Origin of the sequence: Sinorhizobium fredii USDA 205 (assembly GCF_001461695.1) — a bacterium.
Taxonomy (GTDB): Bacteria; Pseudomonadota; Alphaproteobacteria; order Rhizobiales; family Rhizobiaceae; genus Sinorhizobium; species Sinorhizobium fredii.
This window is the reverse complement of record NZ_AUTC01000010.1, coordinates 1-12,283: the sequence shown is the minus strand read 5'-3', so window position 1 is coordinate 12,283 and position 12,283 is coordinate 1. Positions and strand designations below refer to the sequence as shown.

At 59.8% G+C, this 12,283-nt stretch carries 8 protein-coding genes and 1 pseudogene; 4 read left to right on the top strand and 5 right to left on the bottom strand.

The features are described 5' to 3' along the window. Window positions 1-318: 318 nt before the first annotated feature. Both N181_RS02505 and N181_RS02500 read left to right on the top strand, forming a co-directional pair. Window positions 319-564, top strand: a complete 246-nt coding sequence (locus N181_RS02505) for a type II toxin-antitoxin system VapB family antitoxin (RefSeq protein ID WP_037436548.1) — start codon at window positions 319-321, stop codon at window positions 562-564. Window positions 565-950: 386 nt separating this feature from the next. Next, entirely contained in the window at window positions 951-1,586 is a 636-nt protein-coding gene (locus tag N181_RS02500) for a DUF1326 domain-containing protein (RefSeq protein ID WP_037402443.1), read from the top strand. A 528-nt stretch (window positions 1,587-2,114) separates the two neighbouring features. Here the strand turns inward: N181_RS02500 and N181_RS02495 are convergent. The 3 genes and pseudogenes from N181_RS02495 to N181_RS35295 form a co-directional block, all read right to left on the bottom strand. After that, on the bottom strand, window positions 2,115-2,462 hold the full coding sequence (locus N181_RS02495; protein WP_234885996.1) for a response regulator: 348 nt from the start codon (window positions 2,460-2,462) through the stop codon (window positions 2,115-2,117). Beyond that, window positions 2,443-5,250, bottom strand: coding sequence for a PAS domain S-box protein (locus N181_RS35300; protein ID WP_337739256.1), 2,808 nt, complete (start codon window positions 5,248-5,250; stop codon window positions 2,443-2,445). Before N181_RS35300 ends, N181_RS02495 begins: the two co-directional genes overlap by 20 nt. A 108-nt stretch (window positions 5,251-5,358) precedes the next feature. Further along, window positions 5,359-6,659: pseudogene (locus N181_RS35295) on the bottom strand (CheR family methyltransferase); the annotation flags it as partial. Window positions 6,660-7,350: 691 nt separating this feature from the next. Here N181_RS35295 and N181_RS02480 point away from each other — a divergent pair. After that, a complete protein-coding gene (locus N181_RS02480) occupies window positions 7,351-8,265 on the top strand; it encodes a hypothetical protein (protein WP_037402439.1) in 915 nt (304 codons plus the stop codon). Window positions 8,266-8,534: 269 nt separating this feature from the next. Beyond that, on the top strand, window positions 8,535-8,930 hold the full coding sequence (locus tag N181_RS32800; RefSeq protein ID WP_141322333.1) for a hypothetical protein: 396 nt from the start codon (window positions 8,535-8,537) through the stop codon (window positions 8,928-8,930). An 825-nt stretch (window positions 8,931-9,755) separates the two neighbouring features. Here N181_RS32800 and N181_RS34405 read toward each other — a convergent pair. Then, window positions 9,756-10,055 (bottom strand): hypothetical protein, encoded by a 300-nt coding sequence (locus N181_RS34405; RefSeq protein WP_037436549.1) that lies wholly within the window; start codon window positions 10,053-10,055, stop codon window positions 9,756-9,758. Window positions 10,056-10,260: 205 nt separating this feature from the next. Beyond that, window positions 10,261-11,190 (bottom strand): NAD(P)/FAD-dependent oxidoreductase, encoded by a 930-nt coding sequence (locus N181_RS02470; protein ID WP_037402435.1) that lies wholly within the window; start codon window positions 11,188-11,190, stop codon window positions 10,261-10,263. Window positions 11,191-12,283 lie beyond the last annotated feature (1,093 nt).

Genomic DNA, 12,283 nt, shown 5'->3' with positions numbered 1-12,283 from the left:
CCGCTGGCGTTGAGACAACTCGGTGAGGCGCGAGTTCCGCAGGTAGCTCCAAAAAATCGCCTTACAAGGATACGCTAGGAGGCGGCTGTGCCCCATTGGCCTCGTGTCGCCTTCAACGGCTGGAGAGCGTTCCTTGCTCGAAACTCATCCTGCGGGCGTTGACCACGAAGGTGATTTCGTTGATGGCCGGTGCTCTCGCTCTGGTGCTTTGAGAATCGCATAATCGAAACGGCGCTTGGGGGCGGGGATAGAGCCGCGGGCGCGGACTAAGCCAATGATCTACATTACCTTCGAGATTTATCTACATGGAGACGGCTTATGCCGATCAACATAAATAATCCGGAGGCGGACGCGCTGACGCGCAAGTTCGCCGAAATGGCCGGCGTCGGCATTACCGACGCCATTGTCATCGCCATGCGGGAGGCGATCGAGCGTCGCAATCGCGCGGAGACGCCATTGCAGACAGCTGCGCGCCTGCGGGCAAAGCATGGGATCGAGATGAGCGACGACGCCCGCAAGCCTCTCCCCCGTGAAGCATTCGACGACATGTGGGACGATGCCTGATGTTCGTCGATGCCTGCGCGATCATTGCGCTTCTCTCTGATGACCCCGAGGCAGTGCGCGTCTCCGACGCCATTGCTTCCGCCAGACATCCGTTCAATCACTGACAAGATCTGAAGTTGCAAATCATCGGGAATGTCGGAGATTGATACTGTATTCGTTCTTCGACAGGTGCCTAATGTCGTACCGTGTGGGCTGCTTTTTCTTCGTAGGGACGAAGGTGGTAAGAAGCCTGATGGAACTTCGAGTTAGCGGTGCCAACCCCATCGGGCAACAGTCCGGTGGCTTGCAAGGGCTTCAGCGATCCGCTGGACAGCCACGGCGCTGCTGGCCGGTCGAAGCAGTATCTGATACATTCCGCCTCTACGGGAAAAGTCGGGGGTGTTGCCATGGCCTATGTTGATTGGGCGATCAAGGGCCCCAAGATCGCATCGTGCAGTTGCGATTACGGCTGCCCGTGCGAATTCAACGGCAAGCCGACCGAGGGCCTGTGCGAAGGCCTCGAATGCATGCTCATCGAAGAGGGATGGTTCGGCGACCTGCGGCTCGATGGGCTGAAGGTCGCCGCCGTCTATCGCTGGCCTGGTCCCGTGCATCAGGGCGGCGGCGTCGTACGCGGGTTCTTCGATGCCAATGCGAACCAGGCGCAGATCGATGCCCTGTTCACCATCCTCGGCGGCAAGGAACAGGAGCCGACGACCGTCTTCAATATTTATGGCTCCACCATCGCCGAAGAGCTCGAGCCAATCTTCGCCCCGATCGAGTTTCACAGCGACATCGAGAAACGCACCGGCGGCTTCCGCATAGACGGCCATCTCGAACTCGAACTCGAGCCGATCAGGAATCCTGTGACCGGCGCGCCCCATCGCGCGCGCATCGTCCTGCCGGAAGGCTTCGAGTTCCGCGAGGCGGAGATCGCAAGCGGTACGTTTAACGCCAACGGCGAAATCGCAATGGGGCGGCAGAAGCGTTACGGCGCACTTTGGCGCGCCGCCTACGGGCCGTACGGCATCATCGAAGAGTGAGCAAGCGCGCGCTGCAACGCACCGAAGTCGGATCGCCCCTTCTCGTCGAACACGACCCCTCGCCATCGAGGATCACGGCCTCATGCCCGAGCTGGCGTGCTTCGGCCGCGATCGCGGCGAAGCGGATAGTCCAATAGCGTGCCATGTTCCTGGTCGTATCACGCGCTGAATGTAAATGCAGGGGCGCGTTCCCGTTCTGCGCTCGAAAGATCGCATAATGTATCGTGCGGAACCGACGTTCACGCACGCTCCATTGAGCGGGTCCACAGTTCCAAGTCAGTTCCCGCCGCGCTTTTCTCGCGGCTTGGACGCGTGCCAAGAGCAGATGGGCCCATGGGTCTGATTCCTCGTGAAGCGAAAGCCTAGCACTCCTTTAATCGCTGTATGGCCGGGGCGTCCTCAGCCCTCTGTTTCGAAGCGCTTGGAACCGCGGATCACGATGCAACGGCGCCAGGTCACTGTCGTTCTTCATCCAATCGACGAGTTTGGGGGCATGTTGGAAAATGATGCCTAGACGACGGGATTCGATTAACTGCCAGCCCGCGCGCATGCCTGGGCAATCGCCCGCTGCAGTTCCAGGGGTTCGTACGGTTTTTGCAAAGCGAGTTCGTTGCGAAACTCCGCCGCAAGGCCCTCGCTGCCGTAGCCGGTGGCGAACACGAAGGGTATACCGCGTCTGCGTAAAACTTCGGCCACGGGAAACGACTTTACGCCGTCCAGGTTGATGTCGAGAATCGCGAAATCGATATCTATTTTGTCGACGAACTTCATCGCCTCATCGACCCGAGCAACGCATGCCACAACGTGGTGTCCCATTTCTGACAGAAGGTCCTCAAGAAGCATGGCGACGAGGAATTCATCCTCGACGATCAGCACCCGCCTTGCCTCCTGTCTTACCACTCTGCCCTCCTAGCAGCTCTTGCCCAGCGGGCAGAGGTGCGATGATCGTGCACTCGAGGCCGGAGGACTGGTAGTCAACGCGCACTTCGCCTCCGAGTTCCGATGCCAGGGCACGCTCGATCAGGCGGGAACCGAAACCCTTGGCCTTCGGCTTGGCGACGGGAGGCCCGCCGCTTTCTTGCCAGTGCAGCACGAGCCGGCGGCCTGCGTCATCACCTTCTATTTGCCACACGATCACGACCTGGCCGTTTCCGTTGGAGAGTGCGCCATATTTCGCGGCATTGGTGCTGAGCTCGTGCAGGGCCATGGCGATCGCCAGCGCCGCGCTCGGGGAAAGCCGGACGCCGGGACCCTCGATCCGGAAGCGGTTTTTTCCGCCTGCATGCGGCTTGACCGTATCGGAGACAATTTCAACCAGATTCGCGCTCTGCCAGCTTTCTCGCGTTAGCACATCATGCGCCTTCGCCAGGTTGATCAGCCGTGAGCCAAATGCCTCACGCGCCTCGTCCAGCGTCGATGCGTGCCCAAGCGTCTGGGAAGCGATGGACTGGATGACGGCCATCGAGTTCTTGACGCGGTGGTTGAGTTCGTCCATCAGCGTTTTACGGTGCTGGTCGGCATGCTGGCGCTCTGTAATGTCCCGCGCGATCTTGGACGCTCCGACGGCCTTGCCTGTGGCGTCCTTCAGCGGAGATATGGTCAAAGAGACCCAGACCAGACTTCCATCCTTGCGTTGTCGGAGCGTTTCGTAGTGCTGGATGTGCTCGCCTCTGCGAATCCGGTCGAGGATGTCCATCTCCTCGTCTCGGCGATCCGGAGGCACCAAGGTCATGATGGAATTGCCTATGATCTCGTCAGACCCATAGCCGAACAATCGCTCCGCTCCATCGTTCCAGCTCGTTATGGTGCCGTCGAGGGTTTTGCTGATGATCGCGTCGTCGGAGGACTCGACGATCGCGGCGAGACGTTCCGCAAGCGCTTCGGCCCGCTTTCGCTCGGTGATGTCAACCAGCATGTTGACGGCCCCGATAACCTTGCCCGAGGCATCGCGCAATGGGGTGGGATAGGCGAGGAACGGCACCCGGACGCCGTCAGGCCGTTCAGCAACGGCTTCCGCACCCTGTACCTGCCTGTTCTCTTTCAGGGCGATCGCCATCGGAGATTCGTCATGCGGCAACGGTGTGCCGTCTGGTCGATACATGCGCCAGGAGCCGCACCATTCATCCGTGCCCAGTTCCGGATTACGGCCCCACAACTCCGCTGCAGCGGGGTTGCAAGAGGTAATCCGGCCCTCCGCATCGGTCGTATAGACTGCGCCCGGCAGTGCCTCGATAAGATCCCTCAGACGCTGCTCGCTGGCACGAACGGCGTTGTCGCCTTCCCTGCGTTCGGTTATGTCCTCGATGGCGAGCAGGATCAGCTCGTCTCGACCGCCTCCCTGGGAGAGCTTGCGTGCATTGAGCAGCATGCAGCGCCGTCCGATGTCACGAAATTCATGCTCCACCTCATAGTCCGCGACTTCATAGTTCTTCGACAGCACTTCGTCGAGAAGCGTCCGCACAGCAGGAATATCAAACAGCCCGTTGCCAAGGTCATATAACAGGCTGCCCTCGGTTTCTTTAGCCGCAACCCTCAACAGATCATAGAAGGCCGGATTGGCAGACTGGACTCGCAGTTTGGCGTCGAGGACGACCAGGGGCTGCCGCACCGTCCCAACGATGGCCTCGGCATAGATCCTCGCGTCATCGACCGCCTGGGCGGCGTTCCTTCGCTCGGTAATGTCGCTGAAGGTGATGACGACGCCCGCTATGTGGTTGTCGCGCGTGCGATAAGGAAGCATGCGCCGCAGATACCAGCGCCCAGCGTCGCTCAGAACCTCGGCCTCGATGTTCGTGAGTTTCTGGAGTACAGTCTCGGCATCCGACAGCAAATTCTCGTCGAAGAATTTCCGCGCAAAGTGGGCGATCGGCCTACCGATATCGGACGTTACCAGATCGAATAGTTCCTTTGTCGCTGGCGCGAACCAGTTGATCGCCAGCTTGCTGTCCAGGAACAGCGTTGCCGTATCCGAGCCGGCGAGCAGATTGTTCAGATCATTGGTGGTCCGTTCCAGTTCCGCAATTTTGTGCTGAAGCTGGCTGTTGACGGTGTTCAGCTCCTCGTTGAAGGACTGCAACTCCTCCTTGGAGGTTTCCAGTTCCTCGTTGGTGGACTGAAGCTCCTCGTTCATCGAGGTCGCTTCCTCGTTCGAAGCCTTCAACTCCTCGTTGGCGGTCTCCAGATGCTCGATGGTATTGCGCAACTCGGCGCGCATCGAAACCAGTTCCTCCTGCAGCGCGCGCACGCCGGAGGTCGTTTCTGCTGCATCCTCGCGTATGGTTGGGTGGTTGGATCTCGGCGCTCCCGGCGCGAAGCTCACGAGGGCGAGTTTGCCGCCTTGCGGCGAGGCGGGAAGCGGCATCACCGTCATGGCGACGTCCAGCGACGATCCGCTCCGATGCACCCGGCCATGGACGGTGACGCTTTTGTCGCCTTTCGAGGCCTCGCGTATTGCACCGCGAAGTTTTAGCGCCAGTCCGTCGCGGGCCATCGTTAGCAGATCCCTGGTCGGCTCGCCCGACGGCTGCTCCAGATAGTCGCGGGTCGTTCCGTGGAAATAAACGACGCGGCCCTTGTGGTCGATCAGCACCGAGGCAGGGGCGTAGCGCTCCAGCAAGGCGCGTCGCGCTATGTCGGCTACGGGTGAGGCTGCTTCCGGTCGCATAGGCGGCGGCTCGCCCGCTACTCCCGTCCCGACCGATCCGCGTGGCGGCCGATAATCGATCAGGTCGTGTCGGGTGGGCCCGACCCGGCGGTATATCCGCCATTTTTTTGAAACCGTTTCGAAGAGATCGTCGTGCCGCCCGATCGTCTCGGCATTGCCAAGAAACAGATGGCCATCCGGACGCAGGGCGAAATGGCACTGGGCGATAATGCGCTGCTGCGCCTCCGGCTCCAGATAAATCAGAAAATTGCGGCACGAAACGATGTCCAGCCGCGAGAACGGCGGATCACGCAACAGGTTCTGCGGCGCGAACACCACCATGTCGCGGAGCTCCTTGCTGACCTGATAGGAGCCGTCGAGCTTTTCGAAAAAGCGCCTGACCCGTCCGGGCGGACAGCCGGCTAGCGCGGCCGCCGGATAGATGCCGTCGCGTGCCTTGCGCAGATTGTCCTCCTGCGCATCCGTGGCGAACACCTTGAGGTCGAAGTGTTTTTCGGTGGCTTCGGCGTGCTCGGTTATCAGCATCGCAACGGAATAGGCTTCCTCTCCGGTGGCGCAGGCGGGAACCCAGACCCGAACCGATGCGCCCCTCTCGCGCTCAGCAACGAGAGGCGCGATCACCAGCTCCGCCAGGGCCTTCCATGCCTCGGGGTCGCGAAAGAATCCGGTGACACTGATCATCAAATCGGCGACCAGTGTGGCGACCTCTTCCGGATTGATCCGCAAGTCGTTCAGGTAGTCGGCGAGCGTCCCGGTGTTTCTGAGCCCCATGCGGCGATGGATGCGCCGCTTGAGCGTGTTGCGCTTGTAGCTGCCAAAATCGTGTCCGCCGCGAGCGCGCAGGACCTCCAGAACCCGTTCGATCGTCACTTCGCCCTTCGGGAAGGTGGGCTCAACCTCGGAAGGGGCGGAGACGTAGCCATGTTGGACATAGGCAAGCAGGGTCTCTGGCATCTTTTCCGCAGCGAGCACGTGATCGGCAAGGCCCGCCAAAATCGCGCTCCTTGGCATTCCGTCGAACTTGGCAGTCTCGGGCGCTTGCACCAGGCTCATGCCGCCTTCTGCCCTTATCTCCTTCAAACCCTCGGTGCCGTCGCTCCCCGTGCCAGAGAGCACGATAGCCACCGAGCGCTCGCGCTGTTCCGCCGCGATCGAGGCAAATAGTACATCGACCGGATGCCGCTGACCGCGAGGTTCCGACGGTCGAGACACCTTCAACCCGCCGTCCACCAATCTGAGATCCGTGTCAGGAGCGATGACATAGACATGGTCGGGGCGAGCGCCATTCCGTCCTCGACCTGCGCCACTGACATCGTGGTTCGGCCGCTCAGGATGCGGGCCATCTCGCTTTCCCGTTTCGGATCAAGATGCAGCACGACGACGAAGGCGCAGCCGCTGTTGGTCGGCATTGCATCGAAGAAGCTGCCCAGCGCTTCGATGCCGCCTGCCGAGGCTCCGATGCCGACGACAGTAATGGCCGTGGCGGCACTGGGATCGGTATCGACCGTCTCGTCGACGCGCTTTCTTCTCCCTTCCGAGGCGTGTCCCGGATGGTCATCTCCTGTATTTCGTTGCTTCGTCATGGACACGCCTGTTCAAGGATGCACGACCGCTCTCAAAGCGACGACGGCCCGCGCGCAAAGCATGAACGTCGCACGGAAGCCATACTATCGCAATTGAAGCCGCTGAGCATCGGAATGGATGGTTTCCCTTCGCATATGAGGAAACGCGGGGCGGGCATCTTGTTTCCGAGGAGCATATCCGCCGCAACCGATCCCCGACAACTTCAACGCCTGCCGCGACGCCATGCGTGATCTGCATCAGTGCGAGAGGGCTGCAAGATGTGTCACGCCAGCGGAGTGGCGTCAGGACCTGCTCACTCACGTTTCGGAAACCAGAACAAGTCTTGTGGGCAAAGGTCTCAGATCACCTGATGCTCTAGCCATTGCATCCTTGCAGCGGTCCTTCCCGAGTCGGACCGTTCATCTGCCCTTTGAGGGTTCTCACCTTAGGGAACGATTGTTCTGCTCTGAAGTTTGAATCGCGGAAAAAATCATCCGCGGCGGTCGATAAATCGGCCCCTGAAATAGGAGCGGGAACATGAGCGATTACTCCGAAAGGCCTTCGGCCAGAGATGAGGCCGTTCATACGGACATCATGGCAGTCGAGAACGCACACACCATTCTCGTCAACAAAGTGTCATGGGGCGCGATATTCGCGGGTGTGGTTGTAGCTCTTGTCGTTCAGGTCCTGCTGACGATGCTGGGGGTGGGGATCGGCGTAGCTACGCTTGATCCGCAGACTGGCGACAACCCGGCGGCAAGCACATTCTCGATCGTCGCGGGCATCTGGTATCTGCTTTCCGGGATCGTTTCGGCATTCACTGGGGGCTATATCGCCGCCCGTATGTCGGGAAAAACTGATGAAACGGCTGGAGCACTACACGGCCTCACAACATGGGCTTTCACCACGTTACTCGTTCTCTACCTCTTGACAACCGCTGTCGGGAGCATCGTCGGGGGAGCATTCAGCGGCGTTGCCAGCGCGGTTGCAGGGCTCGGCCAGACTATTGCGCAGACGGCGGCGCCTATGATGGCGGAGGCAAACCCGCTCGACGCCATTGACCGGCAGGTTCGTTCGACTGGCACCGATCCGGAAGCCCTCAACAACGCCGCAATCACCTCGATCCGGGCTCTGGTGACGGGTAACGAAAGCGAGGCAGAGGCTGCGCGGGAGAAAGCCGCACAGGCTCTGGCTAGTGCGCGCAACATTCCCGTCGAAGAAGCGCGAACACAGGTTACCCAGATCGAGGAGCAATATACCCAGGCGGTTGAGCGAACGAAGCAGGAGGCAATCGAAGTCGCCGATGCCGCTGCATCGGCTGTCTCAGCCGGCGCGTTGGTGGCTTTCCTCGCCCTCGTATTGGGCGCAGTCGCAGCGTGGTTCGGCGGTCGATCTGGCGTCGCCCATCCGGTGATAGTGGACCGGCTGCTTCCCGGCCGCCGGCGGCTGTGACCTGGGTGCCGCAGGGCGACGCGCGGATTGTTTGCCCTGTCAGTGAACCGCAGATGGGCCCGATCAGAAACATGTCCTCGTGCGCGGGCCAGCCCCTTCATGCCGCGAATTGATGTGTCCCTTATTTATCGTCTGAAGCGCATCGCATTCTCGTTGGTCAGAAATCCGAGCGCTGGCTCCAGCAGACAGGGGGCCTTTTTGGAACGTTGAAGTTTTTGCGCCCACTCGCCTCATTCATGTCGCGCGCTGACTCCGAAGGATAATTGGCCATGGCGAAAGACAAATCTCATCACGAACGCGGGAAGGTAAACCCTGACGGCAAGGATCTGACAGATCCGAAAGAAGTCTGGAAGGATGGAGAAATGACGCCCACGCAAGCGAGGTCAAAACCTCGTACCGGTATGTTGGGGCGCATTGCCGACGCGGGGGATATCGGAAGCGGGACAAGCTCGCCATACGGCGCAGAAAGCCAGGCCGAGAGCGTCGGTGAGCAGACAATGCGTGAAAGCACTCGGAAGAAGTCTCGTTCAGGCGCGAGCCAGAAAAAAAGGGCTTGCCAATCAGCCGTACCTTTACGAGCCTTCGGCTTGCTGAGGAATTGTTGTCGTTCCTTCGAAACTTGCATGATGTATCAACCGAACGCCGTCTGTGATCGCAGCTCGTGAACCGAGCAGACATCGCCGGCCCTTGCTGGAGGTTGTAAGTGTCGCCTCGGCATCGGAACAGGCTCGGGAATAGTTGAGAGTCGCACAGGTTGCGGTCAAGAAACTAGAGGAAAAATGATGGCCGAGCCAGACCGCTGGCGCCACATGGCAAGGAAGGGTAAGACGGGAGACAAAGCCGCGGCGACGAGGAAGAGAGGCATCCTTCGAGGGCAGAGGACACCGCTCCGTTCCTTTGTAAAGCGACGCACTAGGGCCGCGGCAGTCGGCCTCAGGCCACGAGCGCTTAAATGGCCTCAGTCGAGTTATTAGGCAGATGTTTTTTCGTTAGCGAGGATTCCGCCTACCCTAGTAGGCCGCATCTAATGACTCGCGCTTCGGCAGATAGGCGTAAACTAGGTTCATCATCGGCTAGTGATACGGGCGCCGATGGCCGGAAGATCGTCAAGCTTTCGCCCCAGTGAGGGAGAGCGCGGTGCTTGATCTTCAATTCCCAAACACTCGACCCCCCTTTATCCTGCTCAACTGGTGCAGCTACGGCGGGTCTTTGACGACGAACTCATGCGCAGGGGTTGGCCACGGCGAGGCGCCCGCGCGGAGAACCTCGCAAGCCGGATCTTTTGCCTTTACCAATCCGGGACTCGTTCCTCACACGCGCTTCATGACAGGCTCAGAGAGATCGAGGCGTGACATAGGATGGCTGGCGCATCATGCCCCGCCCCGCATCAGCCTTCGCTCCGCAGCCCCGCAGCCCTGCAGAATAGCACCTCCGAGCCGTGCGGCCCAAGGTAGGCAAGCGCAGCGATCAAGCAGGGCGACCTCAGCAACTCAGGCCGGCGGCGGACCTAGGATATCGAGCCCAAACTCGCTCGCCGCGAGGCCGGTTAAAGCCGCCTCAATGAAGCCGTTGCTCCGCGTGCTCGGAACACCTTCTGCAGGTATGAGAGCCAGTTGCGCGCCACGGAAGCCCGCCCGACTTGGCAGGACCGCAATGACGAGTTCTTCGATAAAATAAGCGGCTTTGATTAATTCTCGGGCCAGATCGGATTGCGGTGCAGGCAGTGTCCGCGCAAAATTGGTGAGTGCTTTCCCCTTCCGCTGGTGCAGGCCGCTTTCAATCTGATGCACGAGAACATTGCTGCTCCACCCATGTTCTACGGCTTGGCGGCTGCCGTTCGTCGAAATGTCCGACCACCTGTCGCGGGAGCGCGGTAGACGTGACCTCGCCGATTTCACCGGAGCGCATGCGCGCAGTGTGATCGTTCACCATCTCCGTCGATTTTAACGTCACGACCTCGGATCGGGAACTGGGCCCCTTCGGGAACGTCCATTATCAACGGATGAGCATCGTAAGTTCGCAGAGGTCGTTTCTGATCGTCGTCGCGGCAACACTCGCCTGCCCCATGGCATGGCTGATCTGATCAAGACCGATCGCAACATCTCCGGCGGCGTAGAGGCCTGGCACCGTTGCTCTCTGGTGGCTGTCAACGACGACACACCCGTCCGACGTCAACCGCGCGCCGATAGCCGCCGCCAGTTCAGAACGAATGTCTGATCCGAGTGCCGGATAGACTGACGAGAAGTGCAGTGAACGTGACGGCATCGTAATCGTAATTTGGTCTTCCTCAAGCTCGATGGAAGTGATCGGTCCTGGGTCAACCACAATCCCATGCTCGCTCAACTGCGCGGACTCGTCGTCCGAAAGGGCATGTGCGCCTTCGGCCGAGACCAATGTCAAATCGCTGGTGTAGCTCCTAAGAAAGAGAGCTTCACGAAACGCATTCGAGCCAGTACCGATAACCCCTACCCTTTTGTCCGTAATCTCGAAGCCGTCACAGATGGGGCAGTACCTGAGCAGTCCGCGGGCCACAGCATCATTGTGAGAAGCATCCTGCATTGCCGGTCTGCGGTTCGCCACGCCGGTTGCCAGGAGGACTGCCCTTGCGCGGATGCTGCCACCATCGAAGGTCGCTACAAAGCCTCCGTCACGCTTTCTCAACCCGGTGATTTTATTGCGCGCTATCGTGGCACCATAGTTCTGCGCTTGCGATCTCATCCTCGCCAGCAGATCAATACCGCTTATGCCATCTGGAAACCCGGCGTGATTATGAGACACCGGGATCGTCGCAGCCCGGCTGGTGTCGTCGTCGAAAGCGACAACGGAGAGGTGGTAGCGTGCGAGATAAATCGCCGCTGTGAGACCTGCTGGCCCACCGCCGACGACAATGCAATCGACGACGGCGATCGTGCCTGAGGAATTCATAATCAGTGTCCTGACATATGTTTGGCCTGGATTTCCGGCCTTCAGCGTCTGCGGAGGCACGGAAAACCATCTCAACGAGCATCTCCATGAGGAACATTAGCGGATGAGTATGGTTCCCGTCAGACCTTCGGGCATTGAGCCAGTTGCCTTATCGGCGTTTGCGCGCCTGCCTAATGGCCGTTTCCTCGAAGAGTTTTACGCCCTTCATGACGCTGTCACTCGATCTTCGTAGTCGAGATGACCGTCACGCTGAACTGGAGCATGGGGCCTAGAAAGCACGCGGACGATCTTGCGCGTCGGCTTTTTGTAAAAGCTGATAGCCATCGCGCGAGGGCCGCCATCCAATTGTTGATATCTTATGCAACCGCATCGATCTTAGCTTGGTCAATCGCCATAGGGCCGTGACCTCGGGAAGGTGGCCGAAACCGTCCTCGAACTCCTTGGTGAAGCCGTCGATTTGACCGGGAGACGGCGCGCAGAAGCCGATCGTAGAAGTTGAGCCGCATGGGCGCGTCTTTGATGTAGTCGCCCGGGATCCTGTGATGTCCAGGTTTAGCGCAACGGGCGTGGCACCGTCCGATCCTCCGTTGCGAAGTGATGAGACCGTCCGTTCGATCAACTTCCGATATAGACTGACCCTGGCCCTTCTGCCTAGCTTTCGCCGGCGATTTTCCCCAGTCCGGTCGAGGTCTTGTAGGTTGATCAACTTCGCACGGGGGGAGGGTAACGGAACTCAATCACGCGGTGGAAGGCACCACGCGATACGCGCCAAGGGTTGGGAGAGCGCAATGGCTAGGCCCTCTTCCGTGCAGCCGTTTCGCTCGACGTAGACCGAATCGGTCTCACTGTTCGAAAACTTCGCTGTGTGCATCCGGGCGGGCTTGGGCTGGGCGATGAAGTCGATGATGGTTCCCACGGACCCGCCCGAAGCTCAGCTTTTCCAACACGCCTCCCTTTCCCTCGGGCACGGATGTCAATCCATCGAGAACTCAATGCCGGCAAAACCACATTTTACCCGCAGCTTTTCAGCACGCGTGCGAGTATCGGTGCAGCGCGACAACCAAGATGAGACGAAGCGTCAATCAAGATGAGA